Origin of the sequence: Streptomyces sp. NPDC091416, from assembly GCF_044756845.1 — a bacterium.
GTDB lineage: Bacteria > Actinomycetota > Actinomycetes > Streptomycetales > Streptomycetaceae > Streptomyces.
The window spans coordinates 1465067-1484118 of record NZ_JBIVTU010000001.1 but is presented as its reverse complement, the minus strand read 5'-3'; the positions used below and the strand labels follow the sequence as shown (position 1 = coordinate 1484118).

Below are 19052 nucleotides of genomic sequence, written 5' to 3'. Positions count from 1 at the left end.
GATGGGTTCGGGTGGCGGGCCGGTCCGGAGGGATGCGCCGGACCGGGCCGCCGGTTGCGTCGTGCGTTGTTCGTCGTGCGCTGTGCGTGCGTGCGGGTTACGAGAGGCCGGCGACCGTCTCGCGGACCTTGGCGTTGATCGCCTCGGGGATCGGGGCGTAGCCGGCCTCGGTGAGCAGCTTCTGGCCGTCGGCGGAGGCGGTGTAGGTGAGGAAGGACTTCACGGTGCCGAGGGTGTCGGCCTTGTTGCCGGTGTCGCAGACGACCTCGTACGTCACCAGGACCAGCGGGTACGCGCCCTCGGCCTTGGTCGTGTAGTCGAGGTCGAGCGCCAGGTCCTTGCCGGTGCCCTTGACCTTGGCGGCGGCGATGGCCTTGGAGGCGTTCTCCGAGGAGGCCTTGACCGGGGCGGCGCCGCCGGTGTTGATGTCGACCGTGGTGATCTGCTGCGAGGCGGCGTAGGAGAGCTCGAAGTAGCCGATCGAGCCGTCGACCTGCTTCACCTGGGTGGCGACACCGGAGGAGCCGGACGCGGCCTGGCCACCGGGGGCCGGCCACTTCTTCTCGGCCTCGTACTTCCAGTCGCTCGGGGCCGCGGCGCCGAGGTACTTGCCGAGGTTCTGCGTGGTGCCGGAGTCCTCGGAGCGGTGGAAGGGCTGGATCGCCTTGTCCGGGAGCTTGGCACCCGGGTTGAGCTTGGCGATCGCCTCGTCGTTCCACTTCTTGATCTTCGTGTCGAAGATCTTGGCGAGGGTGGGGGCGTCCAGCGTGAGGCTGTCGACGCCGTCGAGGTGGAAGCCGATCGCGATCGGGCCGCCGACCATCGGGAGGTTGATGCCCTGGCCGGTCTTGCAGATCTTCTTCGAGTCGGCGACCTCCTCGGGCTTCAGCGCCGAGTCGGAGCCGGCGAAGCCGACGGTGCCCTGGTTGAAGGCGACGATGCCCTCGCCGGACGAGGAGGAGTTGTAGTTGATCTCCACACCGGAGCAGGCGGCCATGTACTCCTTGACCCAGAGGTCCATGGCGTTCTTCTGGGCGCTGGACCCGGAGGCGCGCAGCTGACCCTTGGCGCCGTCGCACTTGACGTTCGACGCGGCCTTCGTCTGGCCGCCGCTCCCGCCGGTGTCGCCGCCGCTGTTGTTGTCCGAACCGCACGCCGTGAGGACCAGGGCGCCGGAGACGGCGAGGGCACCGAGCGCGGTGGCACGAAGCCGGTTCTTGCGCTGAAGCTTCACTTTCGGGTGTTCCTTCCAGGAGCCGCCGTGGTGGTTTCGGTCTACGACGGCGTGCGATGTGGTGGGTCGAGCGGAAGTCGTGTCCGGTGCGGTGTGTTCCTCGCACCGTGCACTGCCGAAATTAGGCAGAACAGGTGAAGTGGCTTGCGGGGGTGAGTGAACGGGAGGTGAACCGTGTCGGGCGGCCTGGTTCCGGGGTGCGCCGCGTCAGCCCGTCCGGCGTTCGGGCACGGAAAACCCGCCCCGGGGCCGGGCCGCCCCGCCCCGCACTCGCCGGGGCCCGGTTACGCGCCCGGCAGTACCCGCAGGGCGGCGTCCAGGAGGTCGCGGTCGCGGGGCTGGGTCAGGCGGGTGCGGGCGGCGTCCGGGCGGAGCCACAGCACGCCGTCCACCTCGTCGTTCGGCACGAAGGCGCCCGCCGTGGCCTCGGCGGACCAGTACGTGACCTCTTTCGGCCGGCCGTTCACCACGTAACGGACCATGGGCAGCACGGCCCCCGGCACGCAGTGGTGGCCCGTCTCCTCCAGGACCTCGCGCAGGGCGGCGTCCCGCGGGGACTCGCCCCGCTTCAGCTTGCCCTTCGGGAACGACCAGTCGTCGTAGCGCGGACGGTGGACGAGGCAGAGCTCCACGTCCTCGCCGGCGGACGTGGGCGGGCGGCGCCAGAGCACGCAGCCCGCCGCCCGCACCGTGCCGCCCACCGCCCGGGTCACGGCCGGATCGCCGCCGCCGTCGCGTACGGCCAGGTCTCCCGGAACACGGACCGTGCCGCCTCCACCTCGTGGCGCTGGTCGGCGTGGAGGACCCCCAGCGCGTACGCGGTCGTCGGCGCGATGCGCGGGGTCCGGGCGGCCGCGGCCGCCGCCGCAGCAGCCTCCGCCGCGTCCCGGTGCAGATCGAGCGCGTGACCGGGGCCGGCCAGGACCGGATCGGGGGCGCCGCGCACCACCTCGCGGGCGTACCGGTGCAGGCGCAGCAGCAGGCGGGTCTGGTGCCAGGGCGCGTCGTGCGCCTCGTTGTACGGCTCGGCCGTCTCGCACGGGGGCAGCGCCGCGACGGCGCCGAGCAGCCGTTGCTCGGCCCGGTCGGCGGGTTCGCGCAGCAGCTCACCGGCGGGTTCGGCGGCCTGGGCGGAGAGCGGGACCTCGGAGGCGAGCAGCGCGACGGCGTCGGCCACGGCGTGGAAGCGCGAGGAGCCGAGCGCCTGGAGCGCCGCTGAATGGGCGCGGGTCCGGGCGAGGGTCAGCTGCCGCTCCAGCAGGGCGCCGGCCCGCGCCGCGCCGACGCCGAGGACGGCGCGTTCCTTGTCCACGACGGCGGTGGAGCCGGGCTCGGCGCGGGCCGCGGGCAGGGGCGCGCCCGACAGCCCGTGCAGCGCTTCGAGGAGCCGGGTCAGCCGGTCCGCGTACGCGTGCTCGCGGGCGAGCGTGCCGGAGAGCCAGGCCAGCTCGGTGCGCAGCTGCTCGGCCCAGAGCGGGTCGAGCGCGGCCCGGAAGGTGTGCAGGGTGCCGCCGATGCGGCGGGACGAGCGGCGCAGCGCCCCGGCGGCCTGAACGGCGGCCTGGGGCCCTGCGTCGCTGGGGGCACTGTTCTCGCGGTGCAGACGCAGGCTGCGCAGGAAGTCCGCGGCCCGGTCCCGCAGATACGGTGCGAGCACCGCCCCCGCGGTCACGTCCGCCTGTGTCTGGTGGTCAGGGCGTCGCACGCCGGCGCCTCCGGGCGTCAATGAGCATTTCCTGTACGTGGCGCAGCGGCCGGCCCTCCGCGTCCGTGGCGTGCCGGGTCCAGTTCCCGTCGGGGCCCAGGTGCCAGGAGGAGGTGGTGTCGGCCATGCCGGTCTCCAGGAGCCGGCTGAGTGCGGCCCGGTGCGCGGGGTCGGTGACCCGGACCAGGGCCTCGATGCGTCGGTCGAGGTTGCGGTGCATCATGTCGGCGCTGCCGAACCAGACCTCGGGCTCGCCCCCGTTGCCGAACGAGAAGACCCGGGAGTGTTCGAGGAAGCGGCCCAGGACCGAGCGGACCCGGACGTTCTCGGAGAGGCCGGTGACGCCGGGGCGGATCGCGCAGATGCCGCGGACCCAGATGTCGACCGGGACGCCGGCCTGCGCGGCCCGGTAACAGGCGTCGATGATCGCTTCATCGACCATCGAGTTGACCTTGATGCGTACGTAGGCGGGCCGGCCGGCCCGGTGGTGCGCGATCTCCTTGTTGATCCGCACGATCAGCCCGTCGCGCAGCGACTTCGGGGCGACGAGGAGCCGGCGGTAGGTCTCGCGGCGCGAGTAGCCGGAGAGCCGGTTGAAGAGGTCGGAGAGGTCCGCGCCGACCTGCGGGTCGGCGGTGAGCAGGCCGAGGTCCTCGTACAGCCGGGCCGTCTTGGGGTGGTAGTTGCCCGTGCCGACGTGTGAGTAGCGGCGCAGGGTGTCGCCCTCCTGGCGGACGACGAGCGAGAGCTTGCAGTGCGTCTTCAGGCCGACGAGCCCGTAGACGACGTGGCAGCCCGCCTCCTCCAGCTTGCGCGCCCACTTGATGTTGGCCTGCTCGTCGAAGCGGGCCTTGATCTCGACGAGTACGAGGACCTGCTTGCCGGACTCGGCGGCGTCGATGAGGGCGTCGACTATCGGGGAGTCGCCGGACGTCCGGTACAGCGTCTGCTTGATCGCGAGGACGTCCGGGTCGCCGGCCGCCTGTTCCAGGAAGGCCTGGACGGAGGTGGAGAAGGAGTCGTACGGGTGGTGCAGCAGTACGTCGCGTTCGCGCAGGGCGGCGAAGATGTCGGGCGCGGAGGCGGACTCCACCTCGGCGAGGTCGCGGTGCGTGCCGGCGATGAACTTGGGGTACTTCAGCTCGGGCCGGTCCAGCGACGCTATGCCGAACAGTCCGGTGAGGTCGAGCGGTCCGGGCAGCGGGTAGACCTCGGCGTCGGACACCTTCAGCTCGCGGACCAGCAGGTCCAGCACGTACGGGTCGATGGACTCCTCGACCTCCAGGCGGACCGGCGGGCCGAAGCGGCGCCGCATGAGCTCCTTCTCCAGGGCCTGGAGAAGATTCTCGGCGTCGTCCTCCTCGACCTCCAGGTCCTCGTTCCTGGTGACCCGGAACATGTGGTGCGCGAGGACCTCCATGCCCGGGAAGAGCTCCTCCAGATGGGCCGCGATGACGTCCTCGATGGGGACGTAGCGCTGCGGCGAGGCCTCCAGGAAGCGGGTCAGCAGCGGCGGCACCTTGACCCGGGCGAAGTGGCGGTGGCCGCTGACCGGGTTGCGTACGACGACGGCGAGGTTGAGCGAGAGGCCGGAGATGTACGGGAAGGGGTGTGCCGGGTCGACGGCCAGCGGCGTCAGCACGGGGAAGACGCGCTGGCGGAAGAAGGTGAACAGGCGGGCCTGCTCCTTCTCGGTCAGCTCCGGCCAGCGGATCAGCTGGATGCCCTCGTCCGACAGGGCGGGGGCGACGTCCTGCTGGTAGCAGGCCGCATGCCGGGCCATGAGTTCGCGCGAGCGGGTCCAGATCAGGTCGAGGACCTCGCGGGGCTGGAGACCGGACGCGGACCGGGTGGCGACACCGGTCGCGATGCGGCGCTTGAGGCCGGCCACCCGGACCATGAAGAACTCGTCCAGGTTGGAGGCGAAGATGGCGAGGAAATTAGCCCGTTCGAGGAGGGGGGTGGCCGGGTCCTCGGCCAGCTCCAGCACCCGTTCGTTGAACGCGAGCCAACTGCGTTCACGGTCGAGGAACCTGCCCTGCGGCAGCTCGTCCCCGTCGGCACCGGGTTCGTACGCGTCGGCGTCGGCATCGATGTCGGGGTCGAGGTCGGCCGCGGTGGACAGGGCCGCCGAGGACGACGGGTTGGCGACGGCGTGCGGCCGGTGCGCGGCGAGGGAGCCGACGGACGGCTGAGCGGTGGGCTGGACCGGGACCTCGGAGCTGGGCTGCTGGCTCATGGGCCCATTGTTCCGCGTGGAGTGCTCCGGGGGCGCGTCGGAGAGGAAGGAGATCGCGGAGATCGCGTGGTCGGCGCGCTCTCCGCCGGGATTTCTCCCGTTGCGGGGGGTCGGCACAGCTGGCTGCATCCTGAGAGGGTCGCAAGGGCGTCTGAATGCCCGGTAACGGCGACATGACATGCAGGAAGCGGTGTGGCCGTACCCGGGGGTCCCGAGGCCCCGGGTACGGCCGGTCGTCGCTCAGGCGTGGCGGCGGCGCAGGACGCGGAAGGCGAGCGCGACGGCTGCGGCGGCGAGGACGAGGACGATGCCGGTTGCGACGAGCTGGAGCGGCCAGAAATGGGAGGCCGGGTGGAAGTCGGTGTAGATGCCGGTGATGTGGTGGTCGGCAAGGCAGCGGTCCACCACCTCGGGTACGGGGTCCTGATAGCAGGTCTCGCCCGGCAGCCGCTGTTCTCCCGTCATCAGCCCGCTGCCGACGAACAGGGTGCCGCCCGGGAGGTCGGCCGGTGTGGCGTTCAGCGGCGTGATCACCGTACGGACCGGCCACAGGCTGCTGCGTACGGCGCCGAGCGTGAGCGCCACCGCCCCGTAGGCCAGGGCCGTGATGCTCATGGCGAGGAGCGTGCGGCGCACCAGCAGCGCGGCGAGCGCGCCGATGGCGATGGCGAGCAGGGCCGAGGCCGTGGGCAGGGTGCCCGTCGCGGCGTACGCGCTGGTGTCGTACCAGGCCACGCGGTCGGTGTCGGGGGAGGTCCGGCACCAGGCGTACACAGCCGAGAGCACCGGCACCGCCACCACCGTGATCGCCGCCGGAACGGTGAGCTTGGCGAGGAGCCAGCGGGTCGGGGAGACGGACTGGGACCAGGCCAGCCGGTAGGTGCCGCTCTCCAGCTCCCGGCCGATCATCGGACCGGCGACGAACACGCCGATGGCTGCGGGCAGCACCATCATGGCGGTGCCCACGTAGCGCAGCACATCCCTGAGCCACGCCTGATGGCTGAGGACGTCGTCGAGCGCTGCGAGGCAGCGCGGGGAGGTGTCCGGGTACGAGCACCCGGTGTCCGCGTACGTGTCCGCCGTGCCGGAGTTCCACCACACGGACGCGGTCAGCAGAACGACTCCGGCCAGTGCGAGCGCCCCCGCGGTCCACAGGGCGCGGCGGTGCTGGAGGACGAGGACGCGGACGGGGCCGCGCAGGCCGGCGCCGGACGGGGCGGAGCGCGGCGGTGTGGTTGTCGTGATCGTGCTCATGCGGCGCTCACCGCCTCACGGGTCCGGGTGTCCGCGCTCGGCGTGAGCAGTGGGGGCGCGTCGGGCGAGCGCAGGTGGGCCAGCAGCAGCTCCTCCAGCGAGGGCTCGGCGGTCTCCCAGCCGGCGGACGTGTCCACCGGGCCCTCCCTCCTGACGAGCGCGGTCAGCTGCCGCCCCGTGGTGCGGGACTCGACCACGGTGTGCGGGGCGAGGTCGCCCGCCGGGCCGGTGAGCAGGGTGTGCGCGGCGATCAGGTCGTCCGTCTCACCGCCGAGGCGGATGCGGCCCCCGTCGACGAGGAGCAGGTAGTCGCAGGCGCCCTCCAGCTCGGTGAGGATGTGCGAGGACATCACGATGGTCGTGCCGTGCTCGGCGGACTCCGCCATCAGCGCGCCCATCAGCTGGTGCCGCGCCAGGGGGTCGAGGTCGGCCATCGGCTCGTCCAGGAGCAGCAGTTCGGGCCGCTTGCCCAGCGCGAGGGCCAGGGCGAGCCGGGTGCGCTGGCCGCCCGACAGGGTGCGGACCCTCGCGCCGCCGGGGAGCGGGTCCGCGATGCGTTCGGCGGTGTCCTGGTCCCATGTGGCGGGGTTCAGTTCGGCGCCCGCCCAGAGCGTCTCGGTGACCGTCAACTGCGGGTACAGCGGCTTGTCCTGGGCCACAAAGGCCATCCGGGCGCGGGCTTCGGCGGGCGATGTCCCCAGCACCCGTACCGTTCCCTCGGCCGGCCGCAGGAACCCCGCGGCGATGCCCAGCAGGGTGGACTTGCCGGCCCCGTTGGGCCCGACGAGCGCGCACACGCGCCCGGCGGGCAGCCGGAACGAGCAGTCACGCAGCACCCGGCCACCGCCTCTGCCCCGATATGTCATGCCGAGGTCCACGGCCTCGATCGCAGCGCCTGTCATCCGGTGTGATCCCCCTCGAACGTCTTGTCCAGTACGGCGGTGAAGAGCGCGCTCACGTCGTCCCTGTCCAGGCCGGCGGCGCGGGCCCGGCCGGCCCAGTCGGCGAGCTCGGCGCGCAGCGGGGCGTCGTCGGCCGCCGCCGCGCCGCCGAGAGCCCGGGTGACGAAGGTGCCGAGGCCGCGCCGCGCCTCGACGAGACCCTCGCGCTCCAGCTCGCGGTACGCCTTCAGCACGGTGTTCGGGTTGATGGCGGTGGCCTCCACGACCTCGCGTGCGGTGGGCAGCCGGTCGCCGGGCTCCAGCAGCCCCAGCCGCAGGGCGTGTTTGGTCTGCTGGACGATCTGGAGGTACGTGGCGACGCCGCTGCGCCGGTCGATGCGGAACTCGACCGCTGCGGACTGTGCCATGTTCACCCCTTTCACTAATTGAGTAGTGAAAGGGTGGCGTAAGAAAGGGGCGGCGTCAAGGGACGCCGCCCCTCCTGCTCCTGACGGCGGCTCAGGACTCCGTGCGGTACATCAGGTCGACCTCGTGCGTGGTGAAGCCCATCCGCTCGTAGACGGACACGGCCGCCGTGTTGTCCGCGTCGACGTAGAGCATCGCGGTGGGCAGCCCTTCGGAGGCGAGGTGGCGCAGCCCGGTCGCGGTGAGCGCCTTGCCCAGGCCGCCGCCCTGCGCGTCGGGCCGGATGCCGACCACGTAGACCTCGCCGAGCTGCTCCTCGGCGTGCACCTTCGTCCAGTGGAAGCCGATCAACTCGGAGCCGCCGTCGTCCGTTCCGCGTTCGGCGAGGAAGAACCCCTTCGGATCGAACCAGGGCTCGGCCTTGCGGTCGTCCAGGTCGCGCTGGGTCAGCGAGCCCTGCTCGGGGTGGTGCGCAAAGGCGGCGCTGTTCACGGCGAGCCAGGCGGCGTCGTCCTCGCCCGGCACGAACGTGCGGACGGTGACGCCCGGCGGCAGCGTCGGCTCGGCGATGTTCAGCGGGCTCAACGGGCGGCGCAGCTGGCGCAGTTCCCGGAAGAGCGAGAGCCCGAGCACCTGCGCGAGGTGGCGTGCGGCGGACTTGCCGCCGTGCGCCCAGACCCGCAGCCGCTTGCCGGTCGCGGCGAGCAGGGCCGCCCCGAGCGCCCGCCCGTGCCCGTGCCCGCGGTGCGACGGGTGCACGACCAGCTCGGCGGCCGGAGCCTCCACGGGGTCGGTGTCCTCCAGCTGCGCGTACCCGACCAGCGTGCCGCCCGCGGTCAGCAGGAAGTGCCGTACGCCTTCCCGGTGCCCGCCCCGCAACTGCAGCCGTCCCTGCTCGGAAACGGCCTGCCTGCCGTCGGACTGCGCGGCCTCGGCGAGCAGCTCGGAGACGGCGGTCGCCTGGTCGGGGGAGAGGGTGTCGAGCGTCTGGATCTCGCGTCCGGGGGCGGGGAGGGGTACGTCAGTCGTCATGTGTACGAGCGTACGGCGGGTGGGGTGCGAACGAGGGGTGCGCGTGCTCCTCCACGCTCAGCTGTCGGGCTCCGGCGGGTTCAGCACGCCGTCCGCGATGCGGGAGAGGTCCTCGGCGGCGGGCAGCAGTTCGCGTACCCGGTCGGGCAGCCCGGCGTACGTGCTGACGGCCAGGGGTGTGTTGTATCCGCGCAGGGTGTACTCGACCATGGCGCGATCGCGGCTCTCGGCGATGAGGATGCCGAGGGTGGGCTCGTCGCGCTCCTTGTCCCGGACCAGGTCGTCGACCACCGAGACGTAGAAGCCGAGCTGTCCGAAGTGCTCGGGATGGGCCTTGCGGGTCTTGAGCTCCAGGACGACGTAGCAGTGCAGCTTGCAGTGGTAGAAGAGCAGGTCGATGCGGTACTCGCTGTCGCCCACGACGATGGGGTACTGGCGTCCGACGAAGGCGAAACCGACCCCCAGCTCGGTGAGGAAGCGGATCAGGTTGGCGACGAGGGCGTCCTCCAGATCGCGCTCGGCGGGACGTCCCTCCAGCTCGGTGAAGTCGAGACGGTACGGATCCTTGAAGATCTGCTTCACGGCGTCGGAGCCGGCGGGCAGCGTGACGTCGAAGTTGTTGGCCGCGGCGCCTTCGGCGAGGTGCAACTGCGTGTGGATCATCGAGCCCAGGTAGTCGCGGGACCAGCCGTGGTGGACGGCGTGCTGAGCATAGAAGTCCCGCTCGAAGGGGGTCTTGCATTTGTCCATGAGGAGCTGGAGATGCCCCCAGGGCATTTGTGCAGCAGCTTGCTGCGCAAATGGTTCGACCCATGTTCGAGCCAGCTGCTGCATGTACTGAAGATTGCGCGTGCTGAAACCCCGCTGGTTCGGGAACGCCGTCCGCAGTTCGGTGGCGATCCGGTCGATGACCTTCGTACCCCACTTCTCCCCGCGCTGCCGCTCCAGGATCGTCCGCCCGATCTCCCAGTACATCTGGAGCATCGCGGTGTTCACCTTGAGCTGTGCGCGCACATGCGCGCCCCGCACGATCGACTTCAGGTCGTCGATCATCTCGTGAAAGCCGGCTGGCAGTCCGGGGGGCTGTTGGGCGGGGACGACCGCCCTCGGTGTGGTGGTGCTGTCCATGCGTACAGATTTGCGCCCGTGATGCAGGCGGTGACGTTTCTGCTCACATATGTAAGCCATATGAGTGAATGGCCCCGTTCTGCTCGGACGGCAACCTATTCGTAACCCCGAACACCTGTCGCGCTACGCGCGTTGACCCTAGGCTGCGGCACGCAGTCTCCAGACTTGTCACACGCTCACACCACCGCTGAACTCACAAGGGGACCGATGTCAGCGACACCGCAGAAGAACCGCGCGTCCCGGCGGGTGCTTGCCGCCGCAGCCGGTCTGGCCACCGTCGGCGCGCTGGTCGCCGCCATGCCGGCCGGCGCACACGGGCACGGCAGGGGGCACGGCCACCACGCGCCGGCCCGGACCGTCGACGTGCAACTGCTGTCCTTCAACGACCTGCACGGCAACCTGGAGCCGCCGGCCGGTTCGGCCGGTACGGTCACCGAGACGCAGGCCGACGGCACGACGAAGGCCGTCCCGGCCGGAGGCGTGGAGTACCTCGCCTCCTCGCTGCGTGCCGCGCGCAAGGGTCACCCGTACTCCATCACCGCGGCCGGCGGGGACATGGTCGGGGCGAGCCCGCTGCTGTCGGGCCTCTTCCACGACGAGCCGACCATCGAGGCGCTCAACAAGATCGACCTCGATGTGACGACCGTCGGCAACCACGAGTTCGACGAGGGCGCCACCGAGCTGGCCCGCCTCCAGAACGGCGGCTGTCACCCGGTCGAGGGGTGCTACGAGCAGGGCAAGAAGTTCCAGGGCGCCGACTTCCCGTACCTGGCGGCCAATGTGACGGACGAGAAGACCGGCAGGCCGATCCTCAAGCCGTACACGGTGTGGAAGAAGAACGGCGTCAAGATCGGCTTCATCGGGGTGACCCTGGAGGGCACGCCGAACATCGTGACGGCCAACGGCGTCAAGGGCCTGAAGTTCCACGACGAGATCGAGACGGTCAACAAGTACGCCAAGGAGCTGGACCGGCAGGGCGTGAAGTCCATCGTCGCGCTGATCCACGAGGGTGGCGCCCCGGCCTCGTCCTCGTACAACTACGACTGCGACAGCCCGGCCGCGGGTGACGGGATCTCCGGGCCGATCACCGAGATCGCCAAGGGCATCTCGCCGAAGGTCGACGCACTGGTGACGGGCCACACCCACCAGGCGTACGTGTGCACGATCCCGGACCCGGCGGGCAACCCGCGCCTGGTCACCTCGGCCTCGTCGTTCGGCAAGCTGTACACGGACACGACGCTGACGTACGACCGCCGCACCAAGGACATCGTGCGCACCGCGGTGAAGACGTCCTCGAAGCACCGCCCCGCGCCCGCGAACCCGGTCTCGGCGAACCACGTCGTCACCCGGGACCAGGCCAAGGCCACCGACATGACGGCCCTGATCGCCCGCTGGAACACCCTCGCGGCGCCGATCGCCAACCGGCCGCAGGGCTTCATCTCCGCCGACATCAACGGCCGCGGTTCCACGGCCCCCGAGAAGCCGCTCGGCAACCTGATCGCCGACGCGCAGCTGGAGGGTCTGGCCCCGGCGGACAAGGGCGGGGCGGTCGTCGCGTTCATGAACCCGGGCGGCATCCGTTCCGACCTGGTGTACAAGGCGTCGGGCAGTGAGGGCGACGGCGTCGTGACGTACGGCGAGTCGTTCACCGTGCAGCCGTTCACCAACATGATGAACGTCGTCGACCTGACCGGCGCGCAGCTGGTCGCCGCGCTCCAGCAGCAGGTCAGCGGCTCGAACGAGGCCAGCCCGAAGATCCTCCAGGTGTCCGAGGGGCTGACCTACACCCTGGACATGACGAAGTCGGGCGCGGACCGCGTGGTCACCGGCACCATCAGGCTGAACGGTGAGGCGATCGATCCGGCCGCGTCCTACCGGGTCGCGATGAACGAGTTCCTGGCGGGCGGCGGCGACGGCTTCGCGGCCCTCGGCGCGGGCACCGACAAGCTGGTCGGCGCCTCCGACCTGGACCTGTTCAACGCCTACCTGGCCGCGCACTCCACGGCCGCGGCGCCGCTGGCCCCGCCGGCGACGGACCGGATCACGATCGTCCAGTAGTTCCGGCGTACGACACCGGCATGATGCGCGGGTGGGGGCCAGCGGCCCCGGCCCGCGCATCCGTCGTTCCCGCGCCGCACCCGAGGCGTACGCCCTGTTCCGTGAGTGATGTGTACGGGTCATAATCCGGGGGCCGATCCCAGGCTGGCTGACCCCACACGGCACCCGGAGGCGTTCTCGCATGAGCCCGTACACCACGAACCGCAGACACTTCCTGGCCGGAGCGCTCGCCGTTTCCGCCACGGCCCTCGTCGGCACGGCGCCCGCGCGCGCCGAGGCCCGGCAGGCACTCACCGTGCAGGACTGGATGCGTGGCATCGCGGACGCCACCGCGCTCCAGCGGCTGACGATTCCCGGTTCGCACGACTCCGGCGCCCGCTACGGTGGCCCCTGGACCGAATGCCAGAACACGACGATCGCGGAGCAGCTGAACAGCGGGGTGCGCTTCCTGGACGTACGTTGCCGGATCACCGGTGGCTCGTTCGCGATCCACCACGGGGCCTCGTACCAGAACCTGATGTTCGGCGATGTGCTCGGCGCCTGCCGGGACTTCCTCGCCCAGCGGCCCACCGAGACGGTGCTGATGCGGGTCAAGCAGGAGTACTCGGAGGAGAGCGACGCCGCGTTCCGCGCGGTCTTCGACGACTACCTCGACAACCGGGGCTGGCGCCCGCTGTTCCGCATCGACTCCGCGCTGCCGACGCTGGGCGGGGCGCGCGGCAAGGTGGTGCTGCTCGCCGACAACGGGGGCCTGCCCGGGGTGCGGTACGCCGATCCGGGGCTGTTCGACATCCAGGACGACTACATGGCGGAGCCGTTCGCCAAGTACCCGAAGATCGAGGCCCAGTTCCGCCGGGCGGCGGAGCAGCCGGGCAAGCTGTTCATGAACTACGTGAGCACCGCGGCCCTGCTGCCGCCCCGCTGGAACGCGGACCGGCTCAACCCGCAGGTGCAGTCGTTCCTCGACTCCTCGCAGGCGTCCGGCTGGACCGGGCTCGGTATCGTCCCGCTGGACTTCCCGGCCACGCGGTCGGGGCTGGTGGAGTCGTTGATCCGGCACAACCCGGCTTCCTGAGACGGGAAGTCACAGGCCCGCCAGGAACTCCCGTACCGCCCGCGCGCATCCCTTCGGGTCCTGGAGCTGGACGAAGTGGTCGGTCTCCAGCGTGACGAGCGAGGTGCGCGGGCGGCGCGACGCCATCGCGGCGGCCTGCTCGGCGGGGAGTGCCTGGCTGGTGCGGCCGTTGACCACCAGCGCGGGGCAGTCGCTCGCCAGCCACTGCGCCCAGTGGTCGCCGTGCACCTGCCGCTCGGAGTCGAGCGTGTCCTGCGGGTGGAACGGCAGCCGCCAGCCGTCGCCGTCCGGCAGTGGCCTCAGCAGGGGCCCCACCATCGGGCCCACCGGGCCGCAGGCGGCGATCAGTTGTTCCCGGGTGGGCGCGGTGTACGGGAAGTCCGCGAGGAAGGCCAGCGGGCCGGGGTCCTGGTGCGGCAGGTCGACCGCGGCGTCGATGTTGACGAGAGCGGCGACGGCGGCGGGCCGGGCGGCGGCGAGGTGCAGCGCGTTGATGCCGCCGAGCGAGTGCCCGAGAGCGACGACCGGGCCGGTGCCCAGGTGGTCGAGCAGGGTGGTCAGGTCCAGGACGTAGCCCGCCCGGCTGTAGTCGTCCGCCCGGTCGGAGTCGCCGTGGCCGCGCTGGTCGGGGGCGATGACCCGCCATTCGGGGCCGAGCTCGCCGGCCAGGTCGTCGAAGGAGGAGCCCTCGGAGAGATGGCCGTGCAGGGCCAGGAGCGGGCGGCCGTTGGCGGGGCCGTGGTCGAGGTAGGAGAGGCGGCGGCCGTCGAGGGTCAGTTCACGTCGGCGTGCGGTGTGCTGGTGGGTGGTCATGACGTGACTGTACGTCTGTATAGATCGTGTGCGCAATACGTTTGTATAGATCGCTTGCCCAAAAGATGGGCCGTACGATCCCGGGCATGGGAAACCGTGAGGATCTGCTGGCCGGAGCGAGGCGCTGCCTGGAGGAGAAGGGCTATCTCCGCACCACCGTGCGCGACATCGCCACCGCCTCCCGGGTCTCGATGGCGGCGATCGGCTACCACTTCGGCTCCCGCGAGGCCCTGCTCAACCAGGCGCTGTTCACGGCACTCGACGAGTGGGGCCGGGCGGGCGGTACGGAGTCCGGGGCGGGGGGCGGCGGTACGGCAGCCGAGCGGTACGCGGCCCTGTGGACGCGGGAGATCGCCTCGTACCGAACCGACCGCTGGCTGTGGATCGCCTCGGTGGAGGCCTTCGTGCACGCCCAGAGCTCACCGGACCTGCTGGCCCTCCTGGCCGCCGGCCAGCGCGAGGGCCGCCGGGGGGTGGCGGCCCAGCTGGCCGGGGTGCCGGAGGCGGAGGTCGCCGAGGAGGAGGTGCGGGGGCTCGGGTCGGTGCAGCTCGCGCTGATGAGCGGCGTGATGATCCAGTGGCTGACCGACCCGGAGGAGGCCCCCGATGCCCGCGAGATCGCGGCGGGGCTGCGGGCGCTGGCGGGGCGGCTGGAGGGGGCGTAGGGCTGCCGCCGCTACCCCTGCGGCGGCTCCGGCGGTGGCTGCGGCGCTCCCGGCAGCCGGATCATCGCTTCCGTGCCGCCGCCCTCCGCCGGGCGCAGGCCGATCTCGCCGCCCGCCTGCTGGACCGTACGCGCCACGATCGACAGGCCGAGGCCCGAGCCGGGCAGCTGGCGGGCGGACGGTGAGCGCCAGAAGCGTTCGAAGACGTGGGGGAGCTCGTCGGCGGGGATGCCGGGACCGTGGTCGCGGACCGTCAGCTCGCCCCGGTGCAGCACGACGTCGATCGTGCCGCCGCGCGGGCTGAACTTCACCGCGTTGTCCAGGACGTTGACGACCGCCCGCTCCAGGGAGGCCGGTTCGGCCCGTACGTACCAGGGGGCCAGCTCGGCCGTGATGGTCAGCTCGGGGCCGCGCAGACGGGCTCGTTGCAGTGCGGTGCGGGCGATGTCGTGGAGCGCGACGACCTGGAGCGGACCGGGGTCCGCCGCGTCGGGGCGGGCGAGTTCCTGGAGGTCGCCGATGAGCGAGGCCAGCTCCGTCATCTGGGCCTTCACCGACGTCATCAGCGCCCGGCGGTCGTCCGGCGGGATGGCCCGGCCGGTCTCGTCGCTCCGGGCGAGGAGTTCGACATTGGTGCGGAGCGAGGTCAGCGGGGTGCGGAGTTCGTGGCCGGCGTCCGCGATGAGCTGCGCCTGACGGTCGCGGGAGGTGGCGAGCGAGGCGGTCATCGAGTTGAACGACCGGGAGAGGCGGGCGATCTCGTCCTCGCCCTCCACCGGGATGCGGACCGTCAGGTCCTCGGTGCGGGCGACGTGTTCGACCGCCTCGGTGAGCTCGTCGACGGGGCGCAGGCCGGAACGGGCCACCCAGAGCCCGGCGGCGCCGGCGCCGATGACGCCGATGCCGGAGACGAGGAGGAGGACCCAGGCGAGGGTGGTGAGGGGCCGGTCGATCTCGCTCAGGGGGCGGGCGAACGAGATGCCGATCTTCAGGGAGGGCTGGCCGACGCCTTTCACCTCGCCCGGCTTCGTGAACACGCGCATCCTCACGCCGTCCGCGTCGGTCGACGTGTGCAGGGCCGACGGCTGCTCACCACTGACCACGGCGAGGTCGGACACGGTCACCGGAAGCGCCGCCGACTCCGGGTCGGTGCAGACCGTTCCCTGGGCGTCGATGAGCTGAACGGTGAGCCCGGAGTCGGTACGGGGCAGTTGCTGTCCGGTGCCCAGGCAGTACGAGTACAGGGAGGTCAGGTAGCGCCCGTCGACCGTGGTGTTCCGCAGCGACGTGTCCTGCTGATGCTCCAGCTGCGCCTTCGTCACGAACCAGCACGCCACCGCCACCGCCGCCACCGCCACCGCCACCGCGGTCGCGACCAGCAGCGCCAGCCGGGAGCGCAGCGGCAGGGCGCGGATCCGCCGGAGCGGGCCGGTCATCCCTCGCCCCCGCCCGAGCGCAGCGCGTATCCCACGCCGCGGACCGTGTGGACCAGGCGGGGTTCGCCGCCCGCCTCCGTCTTGCGGCGCAGGTACATCACGTACACGTCCAGGGAGTTGGAGCTCGGTTCGAAGTCGAAGCCCCAGACCGCCTTGAGGATCTGCTCGCGGGTCAGCACCTGGCGCGGGTGCGCCAGGAACATCTCCAGGAGGGTGAACTCGGTACGGGTCAGTTCCACGTGGCGGGTGCCGCGCATGACCTCGCGGGTCGCGAGGTCCATGCGCAGGTCGGCGAAGGCCAGGACGTTGTCGTCGGGGACGGGGCCCGCCGCGGCCGCGTACGAACTGCGGCGCAGCAGGGCCCGGATGCGGGCGAAGAGCTCGTCCAGCTCGAAGGGCTTGACCAGGTAGTCGTCGGCGCCCGCGTCGAGACCGGTGACGCGGTCGCCGACGGTGTCACGGGCGGTGAGCATCAGGATGGGCGTGGTGGCGCCCGTGGCACGGATGCGGCGGGCGGCGGTCAGCCCGTCCATCCGTGGCATCTGGATGTCGAGGACGATGAGGTCGGGGTCGTACACCTCGGCCTTCGTGAGGGCGTCGAGACCGTCGACGGCGACCTCGGTGCCGTACCCCTCGAACGCGAGGCTGCGCTGCAGGGCCTCGCGCACGGCGGGCTCGTCGTCGACGATCAGGATGCGCTGCGGATCGTCTTCGGCGGGGCTCATCGCTTCGTCCTCTTCTCGTTCCGTACGGGCCGGGGCGGCCCCAGTTTCTCAGCCGCGCGCCGCCGGGCCGTGCCGCACCGCGCGGTCAGGAGCCGTTGCCGGCCCGCAGCGTGTCGAGGTCGGCCTTGAGGGTGTTCACCGGGATGGCGAAGCCGAGGCCGACGCTGCCCGCGGCGGCGCTGCTGGAACCGCTCGACGAACTGGCCGAGTACATCGCCGAGTTGATGCCGATGATCTCGCCGTTCATGTTGATCAGCGCGCCACCGGAGTTGCCCGGGTTCAGCGAGGCGTCGGTCTGGATGGCCTTGTACGTGGTGGTGGAGTCGCCGGTGTCGCCGTTGAACTGCTGTCCGCCGAACTCGAAGGGCCACTGCTGCCCGCCGCCCTGGCCCCGGCCCTGTCCCTGGTTCTGCTCCTGGCCGCTGCCGCTGTCGCTGTCCTTGGCCACCGTGACGTCGCGGTCGAGCGCGGACACGATGCCGCTGGTGACCGTGCCGGTCAGGCCCTCGGGCGAGCCGATCGCGACGACCTGGTCGCCGACGGCGACCTGGGAGGAGTCGCCGAGCGTGGCCGTCTTCAGACCACTGGCGCCCTGGAGCTTGATCAGGGCGAGGTCCTTGTCGGCGTCGGTGCCGAGGACCTCGGCGTCGTACGTCTTGCCGGTGCTCAGCGTGACCTTGATGGACGAGGCGCCGGCGATGACGTGGTTGTTGGTGACGATTTCGCCGTCCGACGTGATGACGACGCCGGAACCGGTGGACTGGCCCGCGGTCGAGGTCGCGCCGATCTCGACGATCGTCGGCGAGAGCGCCGCGGCGACGCCGGAGACGGTGCCCTTGCTGCTCTGCGAGACGGTGGTGCCCGGGATGACGCTGCCGGCCGTGGAGGTGGTGGTGCCGTCCGTGAGCCGGCCGATCACGGTGGCGGTACCGCCACCGACGATCGCGGCCGCGATGGCCACCGCCGCGAGGAGCGCGACGGGCCGGCGGACCCGGCGGCGCGACGCGGACGGTTCGGGCGCCGGCTGCGGCAGCCCGTGGGCGCCCCCGCCGCCGTGGCCCGCACCGCCGGCGTACGCGTCGGCCGTGCCGGGAGCGGGCCACACGGCGGTGCCGGGGTCCGGGGCGGCCGGCTGGACGGGCTGGTATGACGGCGGCGGCGGGTAGGCCGCCTCTCCGTTGCCGTACGAGGGGTACATCGGGTACTCGCCGCTCGGGCGCTGGCTCTCTGTCATGTCTACGAGCCTGTCCAGCGAACATGAGAGGACCCTGAGTGTGCCCTGAGAAGCCCGGCAGAAGCTCGTATGCCCGATATAAAGGCCGGTCCGTCAGCCGAGCACCCGGGCCGTCGGCGGCTCGCCGCAGCCGCAGGAGCGCCGGACCACCAGGGCCGACGGGAACTGCTTCAGCCGCTCACGCCGTGAGCCGGACACCCGCAGCGAGTCGTCCAGCACCAGGTCGACCGCGGCCCGCGCCATCGCCGGACGGTCGGAGAACACCGTCGTCAGCGGCGGGTCCGTCAGGCCGGCTTCCTTCACGTCGTCGAAGCCCGCCACCGCGAGCTCACCGGGCACGTCGATCCGCAGCTCGCGCGCGGCCCGCAGCACCCCGATGGCCTGGTCGTCCGTCGTGCAGAAGATCGCCGGCGGACGGTCGGGGCCCGCGAGGAGTCCCAGGGCCACCTGGTAGGCGTCGTAACGGTTGTACGGGGACTGGAAGAGCCGGCCCTCGGTCGAGCGGCCCGACTCGTGCATGGCCCGGCGCCAGCCCTCGACGTGGTCGGCGACCGGGTCGCCGACGGACGGGGTCGACTCCATGCCGCCCAGGCACGCGACGTACGCGTTGCCGTGCTCCAGCAGGTGGCGGGTGGCGAGCTGGGCGCCGCCGACGTCGTCCGTGACGACCGCGACGTCGTCGATCGCCTCGGGCCGCTCGTGCAGCAGCACGACCCGGGCGTCCCACGCCTCTATCTCCGCCGCCGCGCGCTCGCTGGGGCCCTGGCTGACCAGGATCAGCCCGGAGACGCGCATGCCGAGGAAGGCACGCAGGTAGTGGACCTCGCGCTCGTCCCGGTAGTCGGAGTTGCCGACGAGCACCATTTTCCCGCGCTCGGCGGCGGCCTGTTCGACCGCGTGCGCCATCTCCGCGAAGAACGGCTGCCGGGCGTCCGGCACGATCATCCCTATGAGGTCGGTCCGCCGCGAGGCCATCGCCTGGGCGACCCGGTCGGGCCGGTAGCCCAGCTCCTTGATCGCGGCGAGTACCCGCTCGCGCGTGGCCGGGGCGACCGGCCGGGGTCCGTTGTTGATGACGTAACTGACCACTGCGGTCGACGTCCCCGCCAGTCTCGCCACATCGTCCCGCGTCACCTTGGCCACGCGC

General features: G+C 71.7%; 17 protein-coding genes. 3 read left to right on the top strand and 14 right to left on the bottom strand.

What is annotated here, in order from left to right; all coding sequences use genetic code 11:
- Positions 1-97: 97 nt before the first annotated feature.
- The 9 genes from pstS to ACIQMX_RS06710 all read right to left on the bottom strand — a co-directional run bounded on the left by pstS (position 98) and on the right by ACIQMX_RS06710 (position 9899).
- Positions 98-1234 carry a phosphate ABC transporter substrate-binding protein PstS gene (gene pstS / locus ACIQMX_RS06750; RefSeq protein WP_363073232.1) on the bottom strand — a complete coding sequence of 379 codons (1137 nt, stop codon included), beginning with the start codon at positions 1232-1234 and terminating at the stop codon, positions 98-100.
- A gap of 284 nt (positions 1235-1518) precedes the next feature.
- On the bottom strand, positions 1519-1935 hold the full coding sequence (locus tag ACIQMX_RS06745) for an NUDIX hydrolase (protein ID WP_402475623.1): 417 nt from the start codon (positions 1933-1935) through the stop codon (positions 1519-1521).
- Positions 1936-1943: 8 nt separating this feature from the next.
- On the bottom strand, positions 1944-2939 hold the full coding sequence (locus ACIQMX_RS06740) for a CHAD domain-containing protein (RefSeq protein ID WP_402475477.1): 996 nt from the start codon (positions 2937-2939) through the stop codon (positions 1944-1946).
- Complete coding sequence (locus ACIQMX_RS06735) at positions 2926-5178, bottom strand: RNA degradosome polyphosphate kinase (RefSeq protein ID WP_363073228.1); 2253 nt, start codon at positions 5176-5178, stop codon at positions 2926-2928. The genes ACIQMX_RS06740 and ACIQMX_RS06735 overlap by 14 nt, the downstream gene beginning before the upstream one ends.
- Before the next feature lie 240 nt (positions 5179-5418).
- On the bottom strand, positions 5419-6432 hold the full coding sequence (locus ACIQMX_RS06730) for an ABC transporter permease (RefSeq protein ID WP_402475474.1): 1014 nt from the start codon (positions 6430-6432) through the stop codon (positions 5419-5421).
- Positions 6429-7334, bottom strand: a complete 906-nt coding sequence (locus tag ACIQMX_RS06725; RefSeq protein WP_363073224.1) for an ABC transporter ATP-binding protein — start codon at positions 7332-7334, stop codon at positions 6429-6431. The genes ACIQMX_RS06730 and ACIQMX_RS06725 overlap by 4 nt, the downstream gene beginning before the upstream one ends.
- On the bottom strand, positions 7331-7741 hold the full coding sequence (locus ACIQMX_RS06720; RefSeq protein WP_363073222.1) for a GntR family transcriptional regulator: 411 nt from the start codon (positions 7739-7741) through the stop codon (positions 7331-7333). The genes ACIQMX_RS06725 and ACIQMX_RS06720 overlap by 4 nt, the downstream gene beginning before the upstream one ends.
- Positions 7742-7832: 91 nt before the next feature.
- Entirely contained in the window at positions 7833-8771 is a 939-nt protein-coding gene (gene mshD / locus ACIQMX_RS06715) for a mycothiol synthase (protein ID WP_363073220.1), read from the bottom strand.
- Positions 8772-8828: 57 nt separating this feature from the next.
- A complete protein-coding gene (locus tag ACIQMX_RS06710; protein WP_402475471.1) occupies positions 8829-9899 on the bottom strand; it encodes a YhcG family protein in 1071 nt (356 codons plus the stop codon).
- Positions 9900-10106: 207 nt separating this feature from the next.
- Here ACIQMX_RS06710 and ACIQMX_RS06705 point away from each other — a divergent pair, with 207 nt between their 5' ends.
- Together ACIQMX_RS06705 and ACIQMX_RS06700 are read left to right on the top strand one after the other, a co-directional pair.
- Positions 10107-11957, top strand: coding sequence for a bifunctional metallophosphatase/5'-nucleotidase (locus ACIQMX_RS06705; RefSeq protein ID WP_402475468.1), 1851 nt, complete (start codon positions 10107-10109; stop codon positions 11955-11957).
- A gap of 181 nt (positions 11958-12138) precedes the next feature.
- Positions 12139-13032, top strand: a complete 894-nt coding sequence (locus ACIQMX_RS06700; RefSeq protein ID WP_363073214.1) for a phosphatidylinositol-specific phospholipase C — start codon at positions 12139-12141, stop codon at positions 13030-13032.
- A 9-nt stretch (positions 13033-13041) separates the two neighbouring features.
- Here ACIQMX_RS06700 and ACIQMX_RS06695 read toward each other — a convergent pair whose 3' ends face one another.
- Positions 13042-13845 carry an alpha/beta fold hydrolase gene (locus tag ACIQMX_RS06695; RefSeq protein ID WP_402475465.1) on the bottom strand — a complete coding sequence of 268 codons (804 nt, stop codon included), beginning with the start codon at positions 13843-13845 and terminating at the stop codon, positions 13042-13044.
- 86 nt (positions 13846-13931) lie between these two features.
- On the opposite strand from ACIQMX_RS06695, the gene ACIQMX_RS06690 reads away from it, so the two are divergent.
- Positions 13932-14510 (top strand): helix-turn-helix domain-containing protein, encoded by a 579-nt coding sequence (locus ACIQMX_RS06690; protein ID WP_363073211.1) that lies wholly within the window; start codon positions 13932-13934, stop codon positions 14508-14510.
- 11 nt (positions 14511-14521) lie between these two features.
- Here ACIQMX_RS06690 and ACIQMX_RS06685 read toward each other — a convergent pair whose 3' ends face one another.
- The 4 genes from ACIQMX_RS06685 to ACIQMX_RS06670 all read right to left on the bottom strand — a co-directional run bounded on the left by ACIQMX_RS06685 (position 14522) and on the right by ACIQMX_RS06670 (position 19048).
- Complete coding sequence (locus tag ACIQMX_RS06685) at positions 14522-15946, bottom strand: HAMP domain-containing sensor histidine kinase (protein ID WP_363073209.1); 1425 nt, start codon at positions 15944-15946, stop codon at positions 14522-14524.
- Complete coding sequence (locus tag ACIQMX_RS06680) at positions 15943-16671, bottom strand: response regulator transcription factor (RefSeq protein WP_363073207.1); 729 nt, start codon at positions 16669-16671, stop codon at positions 15943-15945. The genes ACIQMX_RS06685 and ACIQMX_RS06680 overlap by 4 nt, the downstream gene beginning before the upstream one ends.
- 85 nt (positions 16672-16756) lie before the next feature.
- Complete coding sequence (locus tag ACIQMX_RS06675) at positions 16757-17905, bottom strand: trypsin-like peptidase domain-containing protein (protein WP_402475460.1); 1149 nt, start codon at positions 17903-17905, stop codon at positions 16757-16759.
- A 93-nt stretch (positions 17906-17998) separates the two neighbouring features.
- The gene (locus ACIQMX_RS06670; RefSeq protein WP_363073203.1) at positions 17999-19048 is read right to left on the bottom strand and encodes a LacI family DNA-binding transcriptional regulator; all 1050 of its coding nucleotides are present in this window, start codon (positions 19046-19048) and stop codon (positions 17999-18001) included.
- Positions 19049-19052: the final 4 nt, after the last annotated feature.

Bases quoted from the DNA above. Each gene is read 5' to 3' on its own strand.
- ACIQMX_RS06735 (WP_363073228.1), bottom strand. From the start codon at position 5,178: ATGAGCCAGCAGCCCAGCTCCGAGGTCCCGGTCCAGCCCACCGCTCAG.
- ACIQMX_RS06730 (WP_402475474.1), bottom strand. From the start codon at position 6,432: ATGAGCACGATCACGACAACCACACCGCCGCGCTCCGCCCCGTCCGGC.
- ACIQMX_RS06725 (WP_363073224.1), bottom strand. From the start codon at position 7,334: ATGACAGGCGCTGCGATCGAGGCCGTGGACCTCGGCATGACATATCGG.
- ACIQMX_RS06720 (WP_363073222.1), bottom strand. From the start codon at position 7,741: ATGGCACAGTCCGCAGCGGTCGAGTTCCGCATCGACCGGCGCAGCGGC.
- mshD (WP_363073220.1), bottom strand. From the start codon at position 8,771: ATGACGACTGACGTACCCCTCCCCGCCCCCGGACGCGAGATCCAGACG.
- ACIQMX_RS06710 (WP_402475471.1), bottom strand. From the start codon at position 9,899: ATGGACAGCACCACCACACCGAGGGCGGTCGTCCCCGCCCAACAGCCC.
- ACIQMX_RS06705 (WP_402475468.1), top strand. From the start codon at position 10,107: ATGTCAGCGACACCGCAGAAGAACCGCGCGTCCCGGCGGGTGCTTGCC.
- ACIQMX_RS06700 (WP_363073214.1), top strand. From the start codon at position 12,139: ATGAGCCCGTACACCACGAACCGCAGACACTTCCTGGCCGGAGCGCTC.
- ACIQMX_RS06695 (WP_402475465.1), bottom strand. From the start codon at position 13,845: ATGACCACCCACCAGCACACCGCACGCCGACGTGAACTGACCCTCGAC.
- ACIQMX_RS06690 (WP_363073211.1), top strand. From the start codon at position 13,932: ATGGGAAACCGTGAGGATCTGCTGGCCGGAGCGAGGCGCTGCCTGGAG.
- ACIQMX_RS06685 (WP_363073209.1), bottom strand. From the start codon at position 15,946: ATGACCGGCCCGCTCCGGCGGATCCGCGCCCTGCCGCTGCGCTCCCGG.
- ACIQMX_RS06680 (WP_363073207.1), bottom strand. From the start codon at position 16,671: ATGAGCCCCGCCGAAGACGATCCGCAGCGCATCCTGATCGTCGACGAC.
- ACIQMX_RS06675 (WP_402475460.1), bottom strand. From the start codon at position 17,905: ATGACAGAGAGCCAGCGCCCGAGCGGCGAGTACCCGATGTACCCCTCG.